This window comes from Agrobacterium salinitolerans (genome assembly GCF_027498475.1).
Lineage (GTDB): Bacteria > Pseudomonadota > Alphaproteobacteria > Rhizobiales > Rhizobiaceae > Agrobacterium > Agrobacterium salinitolerans.
The window spans coordinates 463654-486350 of the sequence record NZ_JAPZLN010000002.1 but is presented as its reverse complement, the minus strand read 5'-3'; the positions used below and the strand labels follow the sequence as shown (position 1 = coordinate 486350).

Here is a 22697-nt window from a genome sequence, read left to right as displayed (position 1 = left end):
AAGCTTCTCAGTGGAAATTGCGTGAAATGACCTTTATCCGCTCGACCGTGTCATCATTCTCCAAGACAGGTTGGGGACGTTTGCGGAACGCGCGATGATCCTCCGGCGGCGTGCCATGGTGGAACTCGTCGCCACGCCCATGCGGCAGGGGAAAGGCGCGGTTGCGCTCGCCCACACTGGCCAGCGCCTGCGACAGATCGGTCAGCCGGTGGGCGACCAGATGCACCACCTCGCCTTCCCGCTGGATCTTGCCGTAAATGCCGACCATGCCGGCCGACAGCACCACGCGCCGGTATTTTTCAAAGGTTTTGACCCACAGCACCGCATTGGCGATACCCGTCTCATCCTCCAGCGTCATGAAAATCACACCCTTTGCCGAGCCGGGACGCTGGCGCACCAGCACTAGCCCCGCCGTTTCCAGCCATGTGCCATCCCGCACACGCGCCGCCTCCGCACAGGTGACGATGCGGCGGCGGGAAAGATCGCGGCGCAGGAAGGTCATGGGATGCTCGCGCAGGGTCAGCCCCACATGGCCGTAATCCTGCACCACCTCGCCACCGTCAGTCATGGGCCGAAGCGCAACGGAGGGCTCCTGAAGCTCCTCGATAACGGCATTTTCCCTGATGGCAGCAGCGGCAAAAAGCGGCAGCGGCTCATCCCTCAGAGCCTTGATGGCCCAGAGCGCCTCGCGTCTGGCAAGCGAAAGCGACGGCAGAAAGGCATCGGCCTCCGCTAGGCAGACTAGGGCGGCGGTCGGAACGCCCGCCCTTCGCCAGAGATCGTCCACCGAGGCAAAAGGCCGGTCCTGCCGGGCGGCGACGATATCGGCAGCGTGCTTGTTGGCAAGCCCCTTCACCAGACGCATGCCGAGCCGCACGGCATAACGCTCCTTGCCATTTACATCTCGTTTGCCCGTCGGCTCCAGCGTGCAATCGAAGCGGCTGTTATTGACGCAGACTGGGCGCACCTCCACGCCATGATCACGCGCATCTCGCACGATCTGCGCCGGGGCGTAAAAACCCATGGGCTGCGAATTGAGAAGCGCCGTACAGAAAATATCGGGATAATGGCATTTCAGCCATGAAGAGGCATAGGCAATCAGCGCGAAGGAAGCCGCATGGCTTTCAGGGAAACCGTAGCTGCCGAAACCTTCGAGCTGTTTGAAGATACGTTCGGCGAATTCTTTCTCATAACCGCGCTCCACCATGCCATCGATCAGATCCTGCCTGAATTTGGAGATGGTACCGACATTCTTGAAGGTCGCCATGGCGCGGCGCAACTGATCCGCCTTGCCGGGTGAAAAACCGGCGCATTCGATTGCGACACGCATGGCCTGTTCCTGAAACAGCGGCACACCGAGCGTCTTGCCGAGCACCCCTCTCAATTCCTCTTTAGGGTAATGCTCTTTCTCTTTCCCATCACGGCGGCGCAGATAAGGATGCACCATATCGCCCTGAATGGGGCCGGGGCGAACAATCGCGACCTGTATGACGAGATCGTAAAATATCTTCGGCTTCAACCGCGGTAGCATCGACATCTGCGCCCGGCTTTCGATCTGGAAGGTACCAAGCGTATCGGCCTTCTGGATCATCTCATAGGTGGGATCGTCATCCTGCGGCACGGTAGCGAGATCGTACTTATAACCGGTACGTTCTTCCAGCATGTTGAAGCCGCGCTTCATGCAGGAGAGCATGCCGAGCGCCAGACAGTCCATTTTCATGAACCTCATGATATCGACATCGTCCTTGTCCCATTCGATGATCTGCCGTTTGTCCATGGCAGCAGGTTCGATCGGCACCAACTCGTCCAACCGGTCATGGGTCAGAACAAAGCCGCCCGGATGCTGGCTATGGTGGCGCGGCGTACCAACAAGCTGGTTGGCAAGCTCGAATGCAAGCTTCAGGCGGCGGTCCTCCATATTGAGGTTCAGCTCCTTGAGCTGCTTCTCATCCACCCCTTCACTCCAGCGCCAGACCTGTGAGGATAGCAGTTTCGTCAAATCTTCGGGCAGACCCAGAACCTTGCCGACATCGCGCAACGCCCCGCGGCCGCGATAACGGGTGACGACCGAGCACAGCGCGGCCTTGTCGCGACCATAGGTATCATAGACCCACTGGATGACCTCCTCGCGCCGCTGATGTTCGAAATCCACATCGATATCCGGCGGTTCGCGTCGCTCCTCGGAAACGAAACGTTCGAACAGGAGATCGACCTTGACGGGATCGATGGCGGTAATGCCAAGCACGTAACACACCACCGAATTGGCGGCCGAGCCGCGTCCCTGACAGAGAATATCCAGCGAGCGTGCATGGCGAACGATAGCATTCACCGTCAGGAAATAGGGAGCATATTCCAGCCTGCCGATCAGGCCAAGTTCGTGATGCAAAGCCTTTTCTACCTTATCCGGCAAACCATCCGGATACCGCCCCGGCGCCGCCTCCCACACCATCTTTTCCAGCGCCTGCTGCGCCGTCAGCCCCGGCAGGCTGCGCTCTTCGGGATATTGGTAGACCAGTTCTTTCAGCGAAAATTTGCAGCGTTTCGCAATTTCAAGGCTGCGGGAGAGCGCCTCGGGGTAACGGGCGAACAGCCGGTGCATCTCTTCCGGCGGTTTCATATAACGGTCGGCATGGCGCTCGCGGCGGAACCCCGCCTCATCGATGGTGCAATTGTGCCGGATACAGGTGACGACATCCTGCAGCATGCGGCGCTCGGGCACATGAAACAGCACGTCATTGGTCACCACGGTCGGCACCCCTGCGGCTAGCGCCATGTTCGACAGTTCGAAAAGCCGCATCTGGTCGTTGGGCCGCCTTCTGAGACTGAGCGCCATATAGGCGCGGTCGAAAAAAGCAGCCTTGAGCCGGCGCAGGCGAAGCGCGCAGAGATCGTCGGCCAGATCGGCGAGCAGCACGACGATCAGTCCTTCGCCATAGGTGACGAGATCGTCCCATGTCAGCCGGCATTTGCCCTTGCCGCCTCTTTTTTTGCCAACGGAAAGCACCCGGCAAAGACGGCCGTAGGCCTGGCGATCCATGGGATAGGCAAGCACGGAAATATCGTCATCCAGATCGAGCCGGCAGCCGATGACGAGGCCGACGCCATGATTATTGGCGGCTTCGTAAGCGCGGGGAATGCCCGCAAGGCTGTTGCGATCCACGATACCGAGCGCCTCGATGCCAAGATTTTTGGCCTGTTCGAAAAGCTCCTCGCAGGAGCTGGCCCCGCGCAGGAAGGAAAAATGCGTGGTCACCTGCAGCTCGGCATAACGCGGCGTACTCATGCGAAGACCCCGTGGATGAACCATCCTTGCGAACCGGTCTCGGCATGTTCGCCGTCGCCGGAGCGGAAAATCCAGAAGCGCTCGCCGCTTTCATTTTCCACCGTGAAATAATCGCGTACGGCGGCCTTTTCCCGGTCGCGTTTCCACCACTCGCCAAACACGCGCTCCGGCCCGTCGGCGCGTCGCACATTGTGGCGCACGCCTTTCCAGAGGAAATAACGCGGCGGATGGTCCGGCAGCAGCGCCAGCGTTTCGATGGGTTCCGGCCTTGCAAAAAGCCTGACCGGACGCGGCCAGTGGCCAGGCCAGCCGAGCCTATCTTCTGGCGCAAGCGCCGCAACGGGGGTAAGGGAGCGTTCCGGCACATCGCTCGCCACCGCCGCGTAACGATAGACCCTGTGGCCACGATTGAGGATGACATCGACCGTATCGGCGATGTCCGCACGCCCCTCCTCCAGAAGCGAGGATCGAGCCTGTGCGGCGAGAAGCGGTTCGGCATGGGTGGCGGTCAGCACCATCATCTCGATGCCGAAGCCGGGATCGATGGTGTCGATCCGGTCGGTCAGAAGCCGGACCAGCTGTTTGACATCGCGCACCGGTCTTGATGTGCCCGCCCTTATGGCCTGTAGACCACTATCGACCCTGTGCAGCACCAGATCGACCCGGCGAGCACCAAGACCGCGCTTTTCCAGCGCGGCGCAAAGGTCAACAACGAGCTTCTGCGTATAACGGGCAATCGTCTCCGCTGCTGCGATGGGTTCGGGAAAGGCGCGCCGCACCTCCACCAGCTCGGCCACCCGCACCGGTTCGATGGGTTCGCCAATCTCTCCGAAAGCCTGGGAGAGACGGCGGACAAGCTCGGGGCCGAAACGCAGGGTCAGCGGCGCGCGCGCGGCTTCGGCAAGCTCACCGATGCTGCGGAAGCCGAGCACTTTCAGCCCGGAAACGATACGCTCCTCCAGCCTCAGCGCAGAAAGCGGCAGGCCGCTGATCGCCGCTCTCTGGCCACCCGGCGGTATGATGCTGATTTCCTCACGGCTGAAACGTGCCAGCGCATGAGCCGCCCCCCAGCTATCGGCAATGGCGGCGCGGGCGGCAAAGCCTGCGGCATGCAGGCGGTTGACCATGCCGCTCAGCATCAGCGTCTCATTGCCGTGCAGATGGTCAGCACCCGCTGTGTCCAGCACCAGCCCGTCCGGCGGGTCGGCAGCGACAATGGGGGCGTAGATGCGTAAAAAATGAAAGGCCAATTGCTCAAGGGCGCGGGCATCACCAGCCGAGTCCAGATCTTCCATAAGAAGACCCGGCACCAGCGCCTGTGCCTTGCTGACCGGCGTACCGGGGCGGATGCCCGCCGCCTTTGCCGCCTTGTCGAGCCCCAGCACCAGCCGGCGGCTGCCCTGTCGGCCGATCATGACCAGCGGCGTTTCAACCGGCGGCGCGTTCTGCCCCAAAAGACGCCGGAAGCGATCCGTCGGCCATGTCGGCAGGTAGAGCGAGACGACCCTTTGCATCACAGGCTTCCACTTCAAATTCGGCGCTTTCGCCGCCGCGACATCGCAAGAGTTCAAGAAACCAGCGCGGCCTGCCCACCCCCGGCACCGGCAAAGGCGAAGAGGGCCGCACGGAAATCCGCCAGCGTGTAACGGACGCGGTCGGCTCGCCGAACAGCGCCGCATCGGCCGGACGCCTGAAACGGCGGATGGCGATGCCGGTAACGCCAGAGGTTTCCGCCGCCAGTTGCAGCCGTCGCGAGGCGTTCATCGGCAATTTCGCCAGTTCGCCCATCACCGCGCCGAAACCATTGCAGCGTAGGCCCTCCTCGAAACAATCGAGCACGCCTTTCTCATCGCGGCATTCAACGATGATGAGCCGGTTCTGCGACAGGCCCGCCTGCGTCAGCCCCGGCATGAACAGATCCCGTCGGGTGACGCACCATAAAACCTTGCCGGAAAGCCTTGCCGCCACACCGGCCGCAAAAAGGGCAGCCGCCGCGCCATCGACAGCGCCATTGCCGCCGCCGCTCACCTCATGCAGGCAGCCGAGCTTTAGCCCGCCTCCCGGCAGGTGATGGTCGAGGGCATCCACGCCGAAAGGCAAAGTTTCGTGCAGGCGCGGAGCGCCGTTACCGATCCTTTCCAGCCTTTCACGCAGCTCTTCGACAAGGAGCAACTGATCCGCGCGCTTTTGCATGGCATGACAGGTTTCAATTCCGGTTATTCATCTTAATTGTTCTTGTTTTGTTCCTATTTCGGTAAAGAGTCAAGCAACAGGTTGGCGCTCTTCAACAGTTTGCACGGGAAGAGAGGATTCCGGCCTTGCGGCGCTCTGCCCCATCGTTAAAACGGAATTGTCCGCTCGCCGCCTGTTTTCCCCCGACAGCCGCAGGCAACGGACATCATGGTTTGGAGGAACCACCGATGATCGCCAGCATCTTGATTGCCGTGGTTGCGGCGATTCATATCTACATCGTCATTCTGGAAATGCTGCTGTGGGAAAAGCCGGCCGGCCGAAAAGCCTTTGGTCTCTCGGCGGATTTCGCCCGGCAGACAAAAGTGCTTGCCGCCAATCAGGGGCTTTATAACGGCTTTCTCGCAGCCGGGCTGATCTATGGGCTCACACAGGGCGATGACGGGCTCAGCTTCAAGGTTTTCTTCCTGACTTGCGTTCTGATCGCCGGTATTTTCGGCGCGATCACTGCCAATATGAAGATCCTGTTCATTCAGGCATTGCCGGCATTGTTTGCGCTCGGCTTCCTCTGGCTTGGAGCATGACCTGATGACCGCATGGAACGACACCTCCGCAAGAGACGCTCTCAACCGCATTTTCATGGCCGCAGTCGCCAGCGCCGATCCGGCAAAGGTGCTGCAACACCACCTCCCCTCCCCGCCCAAAGGGCGTTGCGTGGTCGTGGGCGCCGGCAAGGCTTCCGCCGCCATGGCCGCAGCGCTTGAAGCGGCATGGCCACATGTGGAGCTCTCAGGTGTGGTGGTGACGCGTTACGGACATGCCGTGCCGACGGCGCGTATCGAAATCATCGAGGCTTCCCATCCCGTGCCCGACGAGAAGAGCGCGGAAGCGGCAAAACGCATTCTCGCCGCAGTCGAAGGGCTCACCGCCGACGATATGGTGATCGCACTGATTTCCGGCGGCGGTTCGGCACTGATGGTCGCGCCAGCCGAAGGCATGACGCTTGCGGACAAGATGGCTGTCAACCGTGCCTTGCTTGCCAGCGGTGCGACGATTTCCGAAATGAATGCGGTGCGCAAACACCTCTCCCGCATCAAGGGCGGACGGCTGGCGCTGGCCGCCAAACCCGCCAAGGTCGTTTCACTGCTGATTTCCGACGTTCCGGGTGACGACCCCTCAGAGATCGCCTCCGGGCCAACGGTTGCCGATCCGAGTGACATTCAAACCGTGCGGGAAATCGTCTCCCGTTATGCGCTCGATCTTCCCGAAAACGTGCGCAAGGTGCTGGAAAAAGGCGAGGAAACCCCGAAGGCGGGCGATATCGCGGAAGATATCCGGCTCATCGCCGCCCCCTCGCTCGCCCTGCAGGCGGCAGCGGATGAGGCAGTGAAACTTGGGCTTACGCCGCTCGTCCTCGGAGATTCACTGGAGGGTGAGTCAAAAGATGTCGGCGCAGTCATGGCCGGCATCGCGCTTTCCGCCAGCCGCAAGGGCCTTCCGGTCAAAGGCCCGGCCGTCCTGCTCTCCGGCGGCGAAACCACGGTCACGCTGAACAGGGGCGTTGGCGGCAAGGGACCGGCAGGCAAGGGCGGTCGCAACACGGAGTTCTTGCTGAGCCTTGCGCTGACGCTGAAGGGTGCGGATGGCATCTGGGCCATTGCCGGCGACAGCGACGGCATAGACGGCGTGGAGGATGCGGCAGGTGCGGTGGTGACACCGGACACGCTTGCCCGCATGCGCAAAGCCGGTGTCGATCCGCGCCAGTCGCTCATGAGCCACGACAGCTACACCGCTTTCAATGCAGCAGGAGACCTTGTCGTCACGGGACCGACCCTGACGAATGTGAATGATATCAGGGCGATTCTGATCGGGTAATAGCGGAGAAGTTTGCAGTGACTATTATGGGCCTTCCGACGCGGGCTTCTCGGAGGGAAGACGTTTTGACTATGCCTTCGGAGAGGAGTAATCTAGCGCGATATCCTTTGGAGCTTCAGCCATGCGTTCTGGAGTACTCATATTCGGCCTGATCATGGCCCTTATTCCGACTTTGGCGGATGCCCACAATTGCAAATGCCGAAATCGCGGTGCCATGTTCGAACTCGGCCAGACATCCTGCCTGAAGGTCGATGGCGGCTCCTATCTCGCACGTTGCGAGATGAAGCTCAACGTTTCGTCCTGGACCAAGATCGAGGACGGTTGCCCCGTAACGCAACGGGTGCAGTCGATGTCTCCTAGCTCTTATCAATAGTCTTGAGCCTTGAGACCAGGCGATAACGAAGGAGCGAGCCCGTACCGCTTGTTTCTTCTCCCCGGCGGGGAGAAGAAATGCGCGGGCAGGGTCGTGTCCAATCTTACAGCTTCACCCAGCCGCCGTTCTTTTTTCCGGATTCGACGCAGGCCGTAACGAAGGCGACGCCTTTTACCCCGTCATCGACGGTCGGATAAATCACCGCCTTGTCCAGCGCCGAGCCGTCGCGGCTGGCCTCAATGGCATGGGCCGCTTCAGTATAGATGGTGGCAAACGCTTCGAGATAGCCTTCCGGGTGGCCCGATGGAATGCGGGTGACGCGCGCCGCCGCAGCCCCGGCGCCTGCACCGCCGCGGGTGATCAACTGCTTGGGTTCGCCGAGCTTCGTGAACCAGAGATAGTTCGGATCAGCCTGCGTCCATTCGATGCCGGCTTTGTCACCATACACACGAACTTTCAGCCCGTTTTCGTGACCGACCGCAACCTGGCTGCACCAGAGCAGCCCCTTGGCCGCCTGCTTGCCATCCTTCGCCTTGAAACGCAGCATCACATGCGCGTTGTCGTCCAGCCGGCGGCCTTCGACGAAGGTGTGCACATCCGCCGCCAGTTCGTCGACTTCCAGGCCGGAAATGAAGCATCCAAGATTATAGGCATGCGTGCCGATATCGCCTGTGGAACCACCCGCACCCGATTGCGCCGGGTCGGTGCGCCAGACGGCCTGCTTGGCGCCCGTCTGCTCAATGGGTTCCGCCAGCCAGTCCTGCGGATACTCCATCTGCACCAGACGGATCGTGCCAAGAGCGCCCGATTCCACCAGTTCCCGCGCATGCCGTACCATGGGGTAGCCAGTGTAGTTATGCGTCAGGATGAACAGGGCGTCCGCCTTGTCGGCCACTTCCTTCAGCTTTTTGGCGTCTTCCAGATTGGAGGTCAGCGGCTTGTCGCAGATGACATGGATGCCGCGCTCCAGAAACGCCTTCGCGGCCGGATAATGGACATGGTTTGGGGTGACGATCGCCACCGCCTCGATGCCATCCTCTCGCAGCGCTTCTTTTTCGGCCATTTCCTCGAAAGAGCCGTAGCATCGTTCGGGATCGAGCCCCAGCTCACGGCCGGAAGCCAGGGATTTTTCCGGGGTCGAGGACAGGGCCCCTGCCACGAGATCGAAACGATTGTCGAGCCTTGCTGCCATGCGGTGAACACCACCGATAAAGGCACCCGAACCGCCGCCCACCATGCCAAGACGAATCCGCTTGTTCGCCTTGTCGGTTGTCTTTCCTTCAATAGCCATAATGTTTCCTCTGCAATGCTCTCAAAGTCCAAGCATACGGCGGTTGGCCGCATCGTCGGTGCCGCTTGATGCGAAGTCGTCAAAGGCTTTTTCCGTGACGCGGATGATATGCGCCTTGACGAATTCCGCCCCTTCGCGGGCGCCGTCTTCAGGGTGTTTCAATGCGCATTCCCACTCAACCACGGCCCAGCCGTCAAAATCATTGGCCGCCATCTTGGAGAAGACCGCACCGAAATCAACCTGCCCGTCACCGAGCGAGCGGAACCGGCCGGCACGGTTGACCCAGCCCTGATAACCACCATAGACGCCCTGCCGTCCGGTCGGATTGAACTCCGCATCCTTGACGTGGAACATCTTGATACGGTCTTTATATATGTCGATATTGTCGAGATAATCGAGGCATTGCAGCACGTAATGCGAGGGGTCGTAGAGCATGTTGGCGCGCTTGTGGTTCTTCACGCGCTCCAGGAACATCTCGAATGTCACGCCATCGTGCAGATCTTCGCCGGGATGGATTTCGTAGCAGACATCTACGCCCTGTTCATCGGCATAATCGAGGATCGGGGTCCAGCGTTTCGCCAGTTCGTCGAAGGCCGTTTCCACCAGACCAGCCGGGCGCTGCGGCCACGGGTAGACGAACGGCCAGGCAAGCGCGCCGGAGAATGTCGCATGTGCCTTGATGCCGAGATTTCTTGAGGCTTTCAGCGCAAACTTTACCTGCTCCACCGCCCATTCCTGGCGCGCCTTGGGGTTGCCGCGCACTTCCGGTGCGGCAAAACCATCGAAGGCCTCGTCATAAGCCGGGTGAACTGCGACGAGCTGACCTTGCAGGTGAGTGGAAAGCTCGGTGACTTCCACGCCATTCTGGCGCGCGACACCGGCGAACTCGTCGCAATAATCCTTCGATTCCGCGGCCTTTTTGAGATCGATCAGCTGGCTTGCCCAGGTCGGCACCTGCACGCCGATATAGCCTTTCTCAGCCGCCCATTTGGTTATGCTGTCCCAGCTGTTGAACGGTGCGGCATCGCCTGCGAACTGGCCGAGAAAAAGCGCCGGTCCCTTGATCGTTCTCATTAAAATCTCCTCCTGCATCGATACAGTTGCGCGGTAACCCGCTTCGATCCCAAGCGCCAAGCTAACCGCTCGTTATTTTCAGACAAGCCCCAAAAGCGAAAGGGCAAGAGAATTTCAGCATTCCATCAAAACATTGGGGGCGCTTAGAGCGCGAGCCCGCTCGCCCTGTCGAAAACATGTACCCGCTCATGATGAACGCTGGCGGCAAAGGGTGTATTGACCTTCACCAGCTGCTCGCCATCCACCACTGCGGTGACCTGATCGCCTGCGAGTTCGAAGACCACATGGGTCTGTGCGCCGGTTGGCTCCACAAGTACCGTTCTGCCCGTAAGCGAGATATCTCCGCCGATCGCCGAACCGATATGTTCCGGGCGTAGCCCGATCGTGACCGACTGGCCGCGCTTGACCTTTCTGTCAGCGGCGATGCGGATCGCCGTCCCATCCTTCAGCCGGGCGGCAGGCTGGTCGCCCTCGCCATCCACCACACCCTCGATCAGGTTCATCGCGGGCGAGCCAATGAAGGCGGCGACAAAGAGATTGGCGGGGGTCTTGTAAAGTTCGAGCGGCGTACCCTGCTGCTCGATACGGCCCTGATTGAGCACCACCACCCGATCGGCCAGCGTCATCGCCTCGATCTGGTCATGGGTGACATAAATCGAGGTCGTTCCGACCTTTTGGTGCAACGCCTTGATTTCGCTGCGCATCTGCACGCGTAGCTTGGCATCGAGGTTTGAAAGCGGCTCATCGAACAGGAAGACGGCCGGATTGCGCACAACGGCGCGCCCCATGGCGACACGTTGGCGCTGGCCGCCGGAAAGCTGCGAGGGCTTACGGTCGAGCAGGTTTCCGAGATCGAGCATGCGGGCGGCCTCCGCAACGCGCTCTTCAATTACGCTTTTCGGCTGGCCGGCAAGTTTCAGGTTGAAGCCCATGTTTTCAGCCACTGTCATATGCGGATAAAGCGCATAGGACTGGAATACCATCGCGATGTTACGCTCGCGCGGGGTCATGCCATTGACCACCTTGTCGCCGATGAGAATATCCCCATCGGTGATTTCCTCCAGCCCCGCGATCATGCGCAACAGCGTGGACTTGCCACAACCCGAAGGGCCGACCAGCGCGATGAATTCACCATCGGCAATATCGAGTGAGATGCCGTGAATGACATCGAGCGCGGCATAGGACTTGCGGATATCCTTAAGTTCGACGGAAGCCATATTTTGCTCCTTTCAAGTCACGATTTGACGGCACCGGCCGTCAGGCCCGCGATGATGTGTTTCTGTGCGAGGAAGAAGACGATGACTGTCGGCAGGATCGTCAGCGTGATGAAGGCGAGAACCAGCTGCCATTCCGTGCCGAACTCGCCGCGATACACCATGATGCCGAGCGGCCAGGGATATTTCGATTCCGAATTCAGCATGATGAGCGGCAGGATGTAGCTGTTCCAGCTGCCGACGAAAGAGACGATGCCAACGGTCGCCACGATCGGCCGCGAAAGCGGCACGGAAATGTGCCAGAAGAAGCGCAGATACCCGCAGCCATCCACAAAGGCTGCCTGAAACAACTCATCCGGCAAATTGCGGAAATAGTTGCGGAACAGAAGAATGCTCATGCCAAGGCCGAAAGCCACCTGCGGCAGCACCACACCCCAATAGGTGTCGAGAAGGCCCAAATCGCGAATGCGGATGAACAGCGGCAGGATGGCGGTCGCCGCCGGAAACATCAGCCCCAGCAGGAAATAATTGAGCAGGAACGACGAGCCGAAGAATTTCACATGCGCGAAGGTGAAGGCCGCCATGGCCGAGACGGTGAGCGTCAGGAACACCGTCAACAGCGCGATGACCAGAGAATTGAATATCTGCAGCCAGTAGCGTTTGCCAAGCAGGATATCGCCGTAATTGGCCCATTGCCATTCGGCCGGGATACCGAACGGGTTGACGCGCAGGTCTCCCAGCGTCTTGAAGCCGCCAAGGGCCGTCGTCAGAAGCGGAATGAGCACGATGGCCGCGATCAGGCTCAGCGAGATATAGAGATAAAGCTTGGTTTGCAGCGGCATGCGCACGGAAGTGGATGTGTCAGTCATGGCGCATGAATATCCTTTTGTAACCGAAGGCGAGCGTCACGCAGATGACGAAAAGAACAACGCCCACCGCACTGCCAAGGCCCACCTGCATACGCATGACGCCGTAAGTGTAGAGGAAGGTGACCATGGTCTGCGTGGAGTTGGATGGACCACCGCCGGTAAGCGGCATGATCATGTCGAACAGTTGCAGCGAGCCGATGACCGCAAAGAAGACGGAAAGGCGAACCGTGGAGCCGAGCATCGGCAGCGTGACGTAGCGGAATTTCTGCCAGCCGGACGCGCCGTCGATTTCGGCCGCTTCCAGTACATTTTTGTCGACGGATTGAAGGCCCGCGATGAACAGCATCATGTGGAAACCGAAATATTTCCACACGATGACACCGAGCACGGCATAGATCGCCACATCCCTGTCGGCCAGCACGTAAGGATTGGCGAATCCGAAGAAGTTGGAAATCGCGGCAAAGAGGCCATAGTCGCCATCATAAACAAAGCGCCAGATCAGACCCGCAGCAACATCCGCCAGAACGTAAGGCAGAAAGAACACCAGCCGGAAGGCAACGACGCCGGGAATGCGATGCGCCAGCATCATGGCAAGCCAGATGGCGAGCGGTATCTGGATCAGGATCGAGATGAGGATGATCAGGCCGTTATTGAGCAAAGCCTGTGAAAAGGCGGCATTGCCGAACAGGACCTGGAAATTCTTCAGACCGACAAAATCGGTCGGTGTGCCGTAACCGTTCCAGCGATAAAGACTATACCACGCCGCCTCACCCATGGGCAGGATGACGAACAGGGTAAAGAGTAGCAGCGCGGGCGGCAGGAACACCAATAGGGTCAGCGCCCGATCATGCGCGACTGAACTCCGCTTGTGCCTACCCTTTGTCGCGCCACGCGCCGGCATGGACGCAGAAGTCATGGAAATATCCGTCATCTCTATCCGCTTTCATGGAGGCAGATAAGCAGCGCCGCACATTCGCGGCGCTGCCATGGAAATCGTCAGATCAGCGCAGCTCGAATGCGTCCTGAATCTGCTGGGCACCTTCTTCGGCGGTCATCTGGCCGGATACGATCTCGACCGAAATATCATTGACGACGCGGCCGACGGCGGCGCCGAGCGTTTGATCGAAGAAGTTCTGGTGCCAGGTGGAGGCGGCGAGCTGCTTGGCCGAATCCGCCAACAGCGGGTTCTTCACCGCACCGGCTGCACCCGTGGCAACCGGCAGGATCATACCGGCGGTCGCCATCTTCTCTTCGCTTTCCTTGCTGGTGAGGAAAGTGGCGAAATCGATCGCTTCCTTGGACGCATTCTTGGTGACCGCCCAACCGTTCAGTCCGCCCAGCGTATCGGTGGCCTTGCCGGCACCGCCTTCGACAACCGGGAAGGCAAAGCGCCCGATGTTTTCAGGGGCCAGACCCTTACCGTCGCCGGCATTCTTGCGCTGGTTCGCTTCGGTATTGTCGAAGCCGAGAATGATCGCAGCCTTGCCGTCACCAAAGACGCCGAGCGCCTGCGGCCAGGTGGAACCGAGATAGCCAGGCTGGAAAGGTTCAAGCTTGCCGAACTCGGCCAGCTGCTCACCCGCCTTGATGATGGCAGGGTCCATGAAACCTTCGCCTTCGCCCTTGCGGGCGGCATCAAACACGGCCTGCCCGCCATTGCGCATGACGAGATAGCTCCAGTAGAAATGGATCGGCCATTTTTCTCCGCCGCCGCCGGCAATCGGCACGATGCCCGCGTCCTTGATCTTCTTGACGGTTGCGCTGAAATCCGCCCAGGTCTTGATATCCTCGGCCTTCACACCTGCCTTGGCGAACAGTTCCTTATTATAAAAGAAGCTGACGAGGCTGACACGATAAGGCACGGCCCAGACCTTGCCGTCAAAGGACAGGCCGTCGATTGCAGACGCATTATAGGCCTGGCGCAGTTTGCCGCCATCGGCATCGAAAACCTCGGTCAGATCCTTCAGCGCACCAGTCTTAGACTGCTCCTCAAGGACGCCGCCGCCCCAGCTGTAAAAGAAGTCGGGCACGTCGTTGGATTGCAGCAGCGTCGGCAACTTCGCCTTGAAGGCCTCGTTTTCGAGGAACTGCAGTTGGATGTCGACATCGGGGTGCTTGGCCTCGTATTCCTTAGCGATCTCCTCCCAGACGGCCACGGATTTCGGGTCCAGTTCCACATGCATCCATTTTACGACCGTCGCGGCCGAGGCGCTTGCTGCGCCGAGCATGAGAGCAATACTTGTCGTTGTGGCAAAGCTTACGAGCTTGCCGCTCAGGCTTGCGCCTGCGTGCCAAATCGTCATGATGGTGATCCTCCCTGGGGATATCCTCATTTATTCCCCGATGCGGATTAATTCATATCAGGGTTCGCTCATTGTCAAGGCACAATGCCGATTTTTTGCGCTTGGCGCTTGACACACCCCACCCTCACCCCGTTATTTAATCCGTATTCCGATATAAATCGGGAGGCAACGGCATTGATCGCAGCAGGACCCCATGAAGACCGCAGACCCAGAATTGATGCGCGCGATCAACAGGCTGAGCGTGCTCGACAGCATCCGCCGGCATGGACCGATTTCGAGGGTGGAGATCAGCGAACGCACCCAGCTTTCCACGACGACCGTTTCCGCCATCACCGCTTCTCTTCTGGATGATGGGCTGATTCTCACCCGCCATCTCGGCGACATCAGGACGGAAGGTGGACGCGGAAGACCGCGCGTGATGCTGGAGCTGAACCCGGATGCCGCTCGCGTCGTGGGGGCAAAGATAGCCGCCAACCGTATGGTTTTCGTCGTCACCGATTTTTGCGGCAATGTCCTTTCCACCCTCGCTCTTCCAATCCGTGTCGATCGCCAGCCGATCGGCGTTATCGCCGATCTCGTTGAAGACGGAGTACGGCGCTGTGTGGTCGATGCGGGTCTTTCACTCGAAGATGTGGACATGGTCTGTCTTGGCCTGCCCGGCGTCATCGAACATCGCACCGGCAAAATCCGTAGCAGCCCGATCCTGCGGGAGGTGAACGTCAATTTCGCCGAGGAAATGACGGCGCGGCTGAATTCGCCGACCATCATCGAAAGCGATGCCCACGCCATTACGCTCGCCCATCACTGGTTCGGCCACGCGCGTGATCTCGAAGACATGGTGCTGATTTCGCTCGAACAGACGCTTGGGCTTGGCGTGCTGCATCAAAACCAGCTGTTTCGCGGTGCCGGTGGCCTCAGCCACAATCTCGGCGACCTCGTCATCGGTCTTGCCACTGAAGGCACGGTACGGCTCGCGAGCCAGGCAGGCGAGAACGCCATTTTAGGCTCCCGCCCGGCGGATGGGCGCTTTGCCGAGGCGATCCGGCTCGGTCGCGGCATGCAGCATGCCCATGCATTGATTGCGGCGGAAGACAACGACCTCATCGCGGCCGCTTCGCGCGCCGGCGCAGCGCTCGGCCTGACGCTTGCCAATATCGTCACGTTGTTTGCGCCGCCGCGTGTCATCATCACCGGCTCCAGCCTCGAACTCGGCGAACCCTTCATCGCCAGCATTCGCGACAGCTACAACGCCGCCGTGCCGCCCTCGCTGGCCGGTGTCGCGGAGCTGGTTTTCGACGTTGCGAGCGACGAATTATGGGCGCAGGGCGCTGCGGCCGTTGCGCTCTACGAGCTTTACGAATCGCCATGGAACACCACGGGACCGGCGCTCTAACCCGCTATTTTGAGCACAGGCCCAGGCATTTCTAATTTACGGGAGGAATCATATGAACAAGGTCGGCATCGGCATCATAGGCTGCGGCAATATTTCCAGCGCCTATCTCAAGGCCATGGCGTCGTTTCCCATTCTCGACATTCGCGGTCTTGCGGATATGAACGAGGACGTGGCGAAGGCGCGAGCGGACGAGTTCGGCCTTCAGGCAATGAGCGTCGACGCGCTTTTTTCCGACCCGTCGGTGGAAATCATCGTCAACCTGACGATCCCCAAGGCACATGTGGAAGTGGGTCTGCGGGCGCTGGACGCCGGCAAACACGCCTATTCCGAAAAACCGCTGGGCATCAATTTCACCGAAGGCAAGCGCCTTGCGGATGCGGCAAAAGCAAAGGGCCTGCGAATTGGTTCGGCTCCCGATACGTTCCTCGGTGGCGGCCACCAGACGGCACGCCGGCTGATCGACGATGGCGTACTTGGTCAGCCAGTCGGCGGAACGGCCACTTTCATGTGCCCCGGCCATGAACGCTGGCACCCGAACCCCGCCTTCTATTACGAGGTTGGCGGCGGGCCAATGCTGGATATGGGACCCTATTACATCACCGATCTCGTCAACCTCTTCGGCCCGGTCGCCAAGGTGGCAGGTTTTGCCATTGCGCCACGCAATGAGCGCCTCATCACCAGCGAGCCGAAGAATGGCGAAAAAATTCCCGTTCATGTCGCCACCCATGTCTCCGGCGTGCTCGCTTTCGAAAATGGCGCTGTGGTTCAGGTCGGCATGAGCTTCGATGTCGCCGGCCACAAACATGTACCGCTGGAACTCTACGGCACGGAAGGCACGCTGATCGTGCCCGATCCCAACCATTTCGGCGGCGAGGTGCAATTGCTGAAAAAGGGCGGCGAGTTCGAGCCGCAGGCGCTGTCGTCCCCCTATGCCGACGGCAATTACCGGTCCATCGGCGTGGCGGACATGGCCCATGCCATCCGCGAGAACCGCCCGCACCGCGCCAATGGCGATCTTGCCCTGCATGTGCTGGAGGTGATGGAAGCCTTCCAGACGGCATCGGACACCGGCACCACCGTTTCCATCACCACCAAGGCGGAGCGCCCTGCCCCGCTCGAAACATCGCTGGTCGACGGCCAGCTCGGCAAATAATCCCGAGGAGGAAATAAATGCGCGAAGCACTCATCGTCTGGGGCGGCTGGAGCGGCCACGAACCGCAGGAATGCGCCACCATCGTCAAGGACATTCTGGAAGAGGATGGCTTCAAGGTCTATGTGGAGCACTCAACGGAGGCTTTTGCAGATCCTTCGGTGCATGATCTGAGCCTTGTTGTACCTATTGTCACCATGTCGAAGATCGAGAAGGAAGAAATCAAGAACCTGACGACCGCCGTCGAAAACGGCGTCGGCATTGCCGGTTTCCATGGCGGTGCGGGCGACAGTTTTCGCGAATGCGTGGAATATCAGTTCATGATCGGCGGACAATGGGTCGCTCATCCCGGCAATATCATCGACTACCATGTCAACATCACCCGCCCCGACGACCCGCTGATGGAGGGGATTTCCGATTTCCCCTATACGTCGGAGCAATATTACATGCATGTCGACCCCTCCAACGAGGTGCTGGCGACAACCAAGTTCACCGGCGACCATGCCTGGTGGATCGACGGTGTGGTCATGCCGGTGGTCTGGAAACGCAAATACGGCAAGGGCCGCGTCTTTTATTCCGCGCTCGGCCATCAGGCCAAGGAGTTTTCCGTGCCGCAGATGAAAACCATGTTCCGCCGCGGCGCCAACTGGGCGGCGCGTTGAAGCATACGTTGAGAGGCGGCCAAACAAGGCCGCCTTTTCCTTTCCTCAGCCGCGAATAATCTCTTCCGCCGCCATCGCCGCGCCCAGCACATGGTCATCCGTGTCATGGAGACCGGAAAGCAGCAGGCCGACCGGCATGCCCGCATCGCCCTTTCCGCAGGGGATGGAAACGCCGCAGAGATCGAAAAAATTGCCGATCTGGGTGTTGCGCAGAGTTTTCGCATTCATGGCGAAAAAGGCATCGTCATCATCGAGAAGCGGCGCAACCTTGGCCGCGACATGCGGCAATGTCGGCGATACCAGCAGCTCCTGCCGGTCGATCATGTTGGTAAACGCCGCCGTCATGCGTTCGCGCGCCTCGTTGATAGCGATATAATCAGGCATGGAAATATTCGCCCCGAGCTTCGTTCGCGCAACCACGCGCGGGTCCATGCGCGCCGCATCCGCACCTTCCAGCCGTATCTTGTGCAGGGCAAAGGCTTCCGCCGTCACCAGCGCGCCCTTTTCCCTGATAAGATCGAACAACTCCAAAAAAATCGGAAATGCCTGCCGCCGCACCGAAGCACCGGCGCGGACAAGACGTTCCACCGCCTGCTCGAAGGCGGTAGCCACGCCATCCTCAATGCCGTCGAAAAAGACCGTTTCCGGCACCACCAGCGCCAGGCCGGAAAGAGGCGCGCGTGTGAGATCGGCAACCGCCTTACCGCGCATGGCGGCATCCACCCAAACGGCATCCTGTACGGTGTGCGTGAGCGGCCCGAGCGAATCGAGGCTTTTCGCCAAGGGATAAACGCCGCGCATCGAATAACGGCCGCGGCTCGCCTTGTAACCGACCACGCCGTTGAAAGCGGCGGGAATACGCACCGATCCGCCGGTATCAGTGCCGATCGCCACCGGCACCAGGCCGGCAGCCACGGCGACGCCCGCACCCGAAGAAGAGCCGCCCGGCAGACGGTGACCATCCGTGGAAGCAGGATTGCGCGGCGTGCCGTAATGCGGATTAATGCCGAGACCGGAAAACGCGAACTCGCTCATATTGGTGCGGCCGATGCAGATCATGCCCGCCTGTTTTAGCGACGTCACCACATCCGCGTCACGAGACGCAGGCTTATCGTCCGCGAGCACCGTCGAGCCGGCCGTGGTCGCCATGCCTTCAAGGTCAAACAGGTCCTTCCAGGCCACCGGAATACCATCGAGCACACCACTAGAACGGCCCTCACCAATTCGTTTTGCCGCGTCTTCCGCCTCCGACATCGCCCGTGCTGCCGTCAACTCGACAAAAACGGCCTGATCGTCCCTTCCGCCGATCGCATCCAGCGTCTCTTCCACCAGGACACGCGGATCGAGGTGGCCGCTCTGGAGGAGAACGGAAAGCTGCGCGATGTTTTTGCCTTTATGAACCATGATATCTTTCCTGAAAGCGGCATGTTGCGCACAAGATGCCGTTTATCGGCCAGTTGGCAAGGCCAATCGCTGCGCTATCGATGACAGACATACCGGATCGGGAAACTTGGCGGAGATCGCAGAATTTTGGAGTTTATCCTTAACGGCTCATCTCTCTTCCCCGATTTTTTCAACCTAAGGTGCAAGAGCGACACCTCTTATATAAGCTACGACTATAAAAAGAGGGATTAATTCTTAATCGCATCTAAACTTTGTTGAATTATTTAGCAGACAGCATTGAAATGCATGCCCTATAAAATTCCATAAAACAATTATAACGCGACATCGCGGGGGACTATCGCGAATGGAAGAGACTGCCTATCGCGGGACAGATAGACAGGTTGAACCGGGCCACACGCTTCGCTCGCCAACGCAGCCGGAACCAGGCCGGTTTTCGCGACGGCGCTCGCTCGCCAGCAAGATAACTCTCATATTCCTTGGCGGCGTGATTTTTTCCTATAGCATCGGCGCGCTTGTCGGCTGGTACATGTTCGTCGCCGCCGCCAGCGAGCAATGGCTCAACCAGGCCCGCGTCAATTCGCAGATCGCCAGTGCCACGCTTCGCAGCATCTATACCTATGTCAGCGTTACCGCCGATGCCGACGGGCAGGTCAACGGCATATTGACCGACAAACCCATCGGCGACGACGAATCCATTCTCGTCACCGGCTTCAACCCCAGCGACGTTCTCGCGCTTATCGGCGCACAGACCAAGAATGCCGTCTGGCTTTTCCGTTATGACGAGGCGGATTCCGGCTTCCGGCAGATCGCGGCGGCCTTCGACAACGCCACGGACGACGATGAAAAGCCGCTCGCGACCGATCCCATCTTTTCCCGCGATGCGGTCGCCGCGCGTTTTTCCACCGGTTTTGCGACCATCGGCGAATCCAGCCATTATATCGGCCTGCTGCCGATCATCAGCACGGAAACGAAGAAACCCATCGGCGCGGTCGCCGTCAGCATTGGCGGCTCGGACGCGCTTTATGGCGCGCAGCGCAAGCTGATCTATAATTCGCTCGCCGCCCTGATCGTGGTCTTGACCGTCACCGGCGCACTTGTGACCGTCATCGCCCGGCATTTCCTCAAACCGGTCCCGGCGCTGGTGCAGGCGACGCTTCGGATCGCCCGCGAGGAAACGGATGTCGCCACGCCGTTTCAGGAGCGGCGGGACGAGATCGGCGACATGGCCACCGCCATTGAAACGTTGCGCGAGGCGGTTCTGGAACGCGGACGCCTGCGGCAGATTCGCGATATGGCGCAGCAGCTGGAGCATATGGCCCATCACGATGCGCTGACCGGGCTGCCCAATCGCGTCCTGCTGATGAAGACGCTGGAAAACCGTCTCGAACAGCTTGCCGCGTCAGGCCAGCCGTTCAATGTCATGCTGCTCGATCTGGACCGCTTCAAGGCCGTCAATGACACGCTGGGACACGCCGCCGGCGATTCCCTGCTGGTGGCGGTGGCCTCGCGGATTTCCGCCGTGCTTGGTGAAAACGACATGGTAAGCCGTCTCGGCGGCGACGAATTCGCGATCATCCAATCGGCAAATGCCGACTGCGAGAGCGATGCGGCGATGCTGGCCGCGCGGGTAGTGCATGCCGTCTCGCGCAGCTTCAGTCTGGAAGGCAGCGATATCAGCATCGACACCAGCATCGGCATTGCCTGTGCTCCGGGCCACGGCACATCCGCCACGCAGCTTCTGCAACATGCAGATCTCGGCCTTTACCGGGCGAAATCCATGGGCTGCGGCTATTTCGTCTTTTACGAGCCCGGCATGGACATGGCGGCGCAGCACAAGCATGCGCTGGAAATCGACATGAAATCGGCGCTCGAAAACCAGGAATTCGAGCTGCATTACCAGCCGGTCGTCAATCTGCAGAGCGGTCGCATCGTTGCCTATGAAGCGCTGGCCCGCTGGCGGCATAGCAAGCTTGGCCTCATCGCACCGGACCGCTTCATTGCGCTTGCCGAAGAAAACAACTTCATCAAGCCGTTGGGTGAATGGGTTCTGGGACAAGCCTGCATGGATGCCATGACATGGCCAAAGGATATCAAGCTGGCTGTCAATCTTTCCGCCGTTCAGCTCAGCAATGACGACATCGTCCCGATAGTGGACCGGGCGCTTGAAACATCCGGCTTACCGGCGGAACGGCTTGAACTGGAAATCACGGAAACGGTCATGCTGGAGCGCGACAACAGCACGCGGATCCTGAAACTGCTGAAGGAAAGGGGCGTGCGCCTCGCGCTCGACGATTTCGGCACCGGATATGCGGGGCTCAGCACGCTGACCCATGTCGCCTTCGACAAGATAAAGATCGACCGGGAATTCGTCTCCGGCCTGCCGTCCAATCCCATGTGTTCCGCCATTGTCAACACCGTCATCGACATGGCTGAACAGATCGGCCTGAAGGTTACCGCCGAGGGCGTTGAAAACAGGGAGCAGGTGGAAGCGCTTAAGCTTTCCGGCTGCGACGAAGCCCAGGGCTATTATTTTGCCGCGCCCGCCCCGCTTGCCCGTATTTTGAAGAACCGCGCCGTCATAACTTCGATCGCGCAGGATGAATTCGGCGATCCCGGTCGGCCGACACAGGAAACCTATTGCCCACCACAAAAAGCCATTTGAGAAACCGGCTCCCGGCCCAGAGGACATGAAATGCGTCTTTCAGTATTTTGCCTTTTCCTCGCATGCCTTGTTCCCATCACGTCCCTTCAGGCAGCAGGTGGAGGCGATACGCTTCAGCAAATTGCCAAAACCGCAAAGATCCGCATCGGCTATCGCGAGGCCGAACCGCCCTTTTCCTATCAATTGCCGAATGGTGAGGTCACCGGCTTCTCGACCGATCTTTGTCGGGCGATCAGCGAAGATATTCGCAAGAAGCTGAAGCTCGACAGGATTGAACTCGAATACGTCAAGGCGACACCCGCGACCCGTTTCATCCTTGTCCGCAGCGGGCAGATCGATATTGAATGCGCGGCCACGACCAACAATAGCGAACGCCGCAAGATCGTGGATTTCTCCTATCCCAACTTCATGACCGCAACGCAGTTTCTCTCTCGCAAGCAGGACAATCTGAAAAGCCTTGCCGATCTCGCCGGGCGGTCCGTCACATCCTCCTCCGGCACCGTCAATATCGAGCAACTCAACGCCGTGAACCGGGCGAAGAACCTCAATATCTCTGTTATGCCGACGAAAACCAATGAGGAGGCCTTCGAACTCGTGGTTTCCGGCAAGGCTTCCGCCTTTGTCATGGATGGCATATTGCTTGCGGCGCTGGCGGCAACGTCAGAGAATCCGGACCTCTATGCGCTTTCCGAGGAAACGCTGAGCGCACCCGAACCTTATGGCCTGGTTTTCCGCCGCAACGACCCGGATTTCAAGGCGGCGGTCAATGAAAGCCTTCGGCACATTTTCACCGGGCCGGTCATTCATGGCCTCTATGAAAAGTGGTTCACCAAGCCCATTCCCCCAAACGGCATGAACCTGAACCTGCCGATGGCCGCCTCTCTGAAACAGGCGTACGAACATCCGAGCGAATACCAGGACTGAGCGCGCAAGGCGCCAACCCGTATCGATTTT

General features: G+C 59.7%; 18 protein-coding genes. 8 read left to right on the top strand and 10 right to left on the bottom strand.

Translation table 11 applies throughout. The features are described from left to right. Nucleotides 1–7 precede the first annotated feature (7 nt). From O9X91_RS10965 to O9X91_RS10955, 3 genes are read right to left on the bottom strand one after another with little or no spacing between them, the layout of a single operon-like run. A complete protein-coding gene (locus O9X91_RS10965) occupies nt 8–3283 on the bottom strand; it encodes an error-prone DNA polymerase (protein ID WP_142911858.1) in 3276 nt (1091 codons plus the stop codon). Continuing rightward, the gene (locus O9X91_RS10960) at nt 3280–4797 is read right to left on the bottom strand and encodes a Y-family DNA polymerase (RefSeq protein ID WP_162854282.1); all 1518 of its coding nucleotides are present in this window, start codon (nt 4795–4797) and stop codon (nt 3280–3282) included. The genes O9X91_RS10965 and O9X91_RS10960 overlap by 4 nt, the downstream gene beginning before the upstream one ends. Continuing rightward, entirely contained in the window at nt 4712–5476 is a 765-nt protein-coding gene (locus O9X91_RS10955; RefSeq protein ID WP_142911859.1) for an ImuA family protein, read from the bottom strand. The genes O9X91_RS10960 and O9X91_RS10955 overlap by 86 nt, the downstream gene beginning before the upstream one ends. 227 nt (nt 5477–5703) lie before the next feature. Between O9X91_RS10955 and O9X91_RS10950 the strand changes: the two genes are divergently transcribed. From O9X91_RS10950 to O9X91_RS10940, 3 genes are all read left to right on the top strand, one after another. Continuing rightward, nucleotides 5704–6057 (top strand): DUF1304 domain-containing protein, encoded by a 354-nt coding sequence (locus O9X91_RS10950; RefSeq protein WP_077984274.1) that lies wholly within the window; start codon nt 5704–5706, stop codon nt 6055–6057. Nucleotides 6058–6061: 4 nt separating this feature from the next. Further along, a complete protein-coding gene (locus O9X91_RS10945; RefSeq protein ID WP_142911860.1) occupies nt 6062–7348 on the top strand; it encodes a glycerate kinase type-2 family protein in 1287 nt (428 codons plus the stop codon). Nucleotides 7349–7469: 121 nt separating this feature from the next. Continuing rightward, nucleotides 7470–7721 (top strand): hypothetical protein, encoded by a 252-nt coding sequence (locus tag O9X91_RS10940; protein ID WP_142911861.1) that lies wholly within the window; start codon nt 7470–7472, stop codon nt 7719–7721. Nucleotides 7722–7824: 103 nt separating this feature from the next. Here the strand turns inward: O9X91_RS10940 and O9X91_RS10935 are convergent, their stop codons facing one another. The 6 genes from O9X91_RS10935 to O9X91_RS10910 all read right to left on the bottom strand — a co-directional run bounded on the left by O9X91_RS10935 (nt 7825) and on the right by O9X91_RS10910 (nt 14472). Beyond that, nucleotides 7825–9012, bottom strand: coding sequence for a Gfo/Idh/MocA family protein (locus O9X91_RS10935; protein WP_142911862.1), 1188 nt, complete (start codon nt 9010–9012; stop codon nt 7825–7827). A gap of 21 nt (nt 9013–9033) precedes the next feature. Continuing rightward, entirely contained in the window at nt 9034–10086 is a 1053-nt protein-coding gene (locus O9X91_RS10930) for a sugar phosphate isomerase/epimerase family protein (protein WP_077984277.1), read from the bottom strand. A 143-nt stretch (nt 10087–10229) separates the two neighbouring features. Further along, nucleotides 10230–11303 (bottom strand): ABC transporter ATP-binding protein, encoded by a 1074-nt coding sequence (locus tag O9X91_RS10925; RefSeq protein ID WP_077984278.1) that lies wholly within the window; start codon nt 11301–11303, stop codon nt 10230–10232. Nucleotides 11304–11320: 17 nt separating this feature from the next. Further along, complete coding sequence (locus O9X91_RS10920) at nt 11321–12169, bottom strand: carbohydrate ABC transporter permease (protein ID WP_022563716.1); 849 nt, start codon at nt 12167–12169, stop codon at nt 11321–11323. Continuing rightward, a complete protein-coding gene (locus O9X91_RS10915; protein ID WP_077984280.1) occupies nt 12162–13100 on the bottom strand; it encodes a carbohydrate ABC transporter permease in 939 nt (312 codons plus the stop codon). Before O9X91_RS10915 ends, O9X91_RS10920 begins: the two co-directional genes overlap by 8 nt. A gap of 70 nt (nt 13101–13170) precedes the next feature. Beyond that, a complete protein-coding gene (locus O9X91_RS10910; RefSeq protein WP_137411680.1) occupies nt 13171–14472 on the bottom strand; it encodes an extracellular solute-binding protein in 1302 nt (433 codons plus the stop codon). A gap of 193 nt (nt 14473–14665) precedes the next feature. On the opposite strand from O9X91_RS10910, the gene O9X91_RS10905 reads away from it, so the two are divergent. The 3 genes from O9X91_RS10905 to O9X91_RS10895 are packed head-to-tail and all read left to right on the top strand — an operon-like array spanning nt 14666 to nt 17677. After that, a complete protein-coding gene (locus O9X91_RS10905) occupies nt 14666–15865 on the top strand; it encodes an ROK family transcriptional regulator (RefSeq protein WP_137411679.1) in 1200 nt (399 codons plus the stop codon). A 52-nt stretch (nt 15866–15917) separates the two neighbouring features. Further along, nucleotides 15918–17018: a Gfo/Idh/MocA family protein gene (locus O9X91_RS10900; protein ID WP_269824128.1), complete on the top strand. Its 1101-nt coding sequence runs from the start codon at nt 15918–15920 to the stop codon at nt 17016–17018. A 17-nt stretch (nt 17019–17035) separates the two neighbouring features. Further along, nucleotides 17036–17677, top strand: coding sequence for a ThuA domain-containing protein (locus O9X91_RS10895; protein WP_077984284.1), 642 nt, complete (start codon nt 17036–17038; stop codon nt 17675–17677). A gap of 45 nt (nt 17678–17722) precedes the next feature. Here O9X91_RS10895 and O9X91_RS10890 read toward each other — a convergent pair whose 3' ends face one another. Next, nucleotides 17723–19081 (bottom strand): amidase, encoded by a 1359-nt coding sequence (locus O9X91_RS10890; RefSeq protein WP_269826768.1) that lies wholly within the window; start codon nt 19079–19081, stop codon nt 17723–17725. A 343-nt stretch (nt 19082–19424) separates the two neighbouring features. On the opposite strand from O9X91_RS10890, the gene O9X91_RS10885 reads away from it, so the two are divergent. Both O9X91_RS10885 and O9X91_RS10880 read left to right on the top strand, forming a co-directional pair. Continuing rightward, the gene (locus O9X91_RS10885) at nt 19425–21743 is read left to right on the top strand and encodes a putative bifunctional diguanylate cyclase/phosphodiesterase (protein WP_269833909.1); all 2319 of its coding nucleotides are present in this window, start codon (nt 19425–19427) and stop codon (nt 21741–21743) included. A 30-nt stretch (nt 21744–21773) separates the two neighbouring features. Next, nucleotides 21774–22667, top strand: a complete 894-nt coding sequence (locus O9X91_RS10880; RefSeq protein ID WP_269833910.1) for an amino acid ABC transporter substrate-binding protein — start codon at nt 21774–21776, stop codon at nt 22665–22667. Nucleotides 22668–22697 lie beyond the last annotated feature (30 nt).

Bases quoted from the DNA above. Each gene is read 5' to 3' on its own strand.
- O9X91_RS10945 (WP_142911860.1), top strand. From the start codon at position 6,062: ATGACCGCATGGAACGACACCTCCGCAAGAGACGCTCTCAACCGCATT.
- O9X91_RS10940 (WP_142911861.1), top strand. From the start codon at position 7,470: ATGCGTTCTGGAGTACTCATATTCGGCCTGATCATGGCCCTTATTCCG.
- O9X91_RS10950 (WP_077984274.1), top strand. From the start codon at position 5,704: ATGATCGCCAGCATCTTGATTGCCGTGGTTGCGGCGATTCATATCTAC.
- O9X91_RS10905 (WP_137411679.1), top strand. From the start codon at position 14,666: ATGAAGACCGCAGACCCAGAATTGATGCGCGCGATCAACAGGCTGAGC.
- O9X91_RS10900 (WP_269824128.1), top strand. From the start codon at position 15,918: ATGAACAAGGTCGGCATCGGCATCATAGGCTGCGGCAATATTTCCAGC.
- O9X91_RS10890 (WP_269826768.1), bottom strand. From the start codon at position 19,081: ATGGTTCATAAAGGCAAAAACATCGCGCAGCTTTCCGTTCTCCTCCAG.
- O9X91_RS10895 (WP_077984284.1), top strand. From the start codon at position 17,036: ATGCGCGAAGCACTCATCGTCTGGGGCGGCTGGAGCGGCCACGAACCG.
- O9X91_RS10880 (WP_269833910.1), top strand. From the start codon at position 21,774: ATGCGTCTTTCAGTATTTTGCCTTTTCCTCGCATGCCTTGTTCCCATC.
- O9X91_RS10910 (WP_137411680.1), bottom strand. From the start codon at position 14,472: ATGACGATTTGGCACGCAGGCGCAAGCCTGAGCGGCAAGCTCGTAAGC.
- O9X91_RS10930 (WP_077984277.1), bottom strand. From the start codon at position 10,086: ATGAGAACGATCAAGGGACCGGCGCTTTTTCTCGGCCAGTTCGCAGGC.
- O9X91_RS10915 (WP_077984280.1), bottom strand. From the start codon at position 13,100: ATGACGGATATTTCCATGACTTCTGCGTCCATGCCGGCGCGTGGCGCG.
- O9X91_RS10960 (WP_162854282.1), bottom strand. From the start codon at position 4,797: ATGCAAAGGGTCGTCTCGCTCTACCTGCCGACATGGCCGACGGATCGC.
- O9X91_RS10920 (WP_022563716.1), bottom strand. From the start codon at position 12,169: ATGACTGACACATCCACTTCCGTGCGCATGCCGCTGCAAACCAAGCTT.
- O9X91_RS10955 (WP_142911859.1), bottom strand. From the start codon at position 5,476: ATGCAAAAGCGCGCGGATCAGTTGCTCCTTGTCGAAGAGCTGCGTGAA.
- O9X91_RS10885 (WP_269833909.1), top strand. From the start codon at position 19,425: ATGGAAGAGACTGCCTATCGCGGGACAGATAGACAGGTTGAACCGGGC.
- O9X91_RS10965 (WP_142911858.1), bottom strand. From the start codon at position 3,283: ATGAGTACGCCGCGTTATGCCGAGCTGCAGGTGACCACGCATTTTTCC.
- O9X91_RS10935 (WP_142911862.1), bottom strand. From the start codon at position 9,012: ATGGCTATTGAAGGAAAGACAACCGACAAGGCGAACAAGCGGATTCGT.
- O9X91_RS10925 (WP_077984278.1), bottom strand. From the start codon at position 11,303: ATGGCTTCCGTCGAACTTAAGGATATCCGCAAGTCCTATGCCGCGCTC.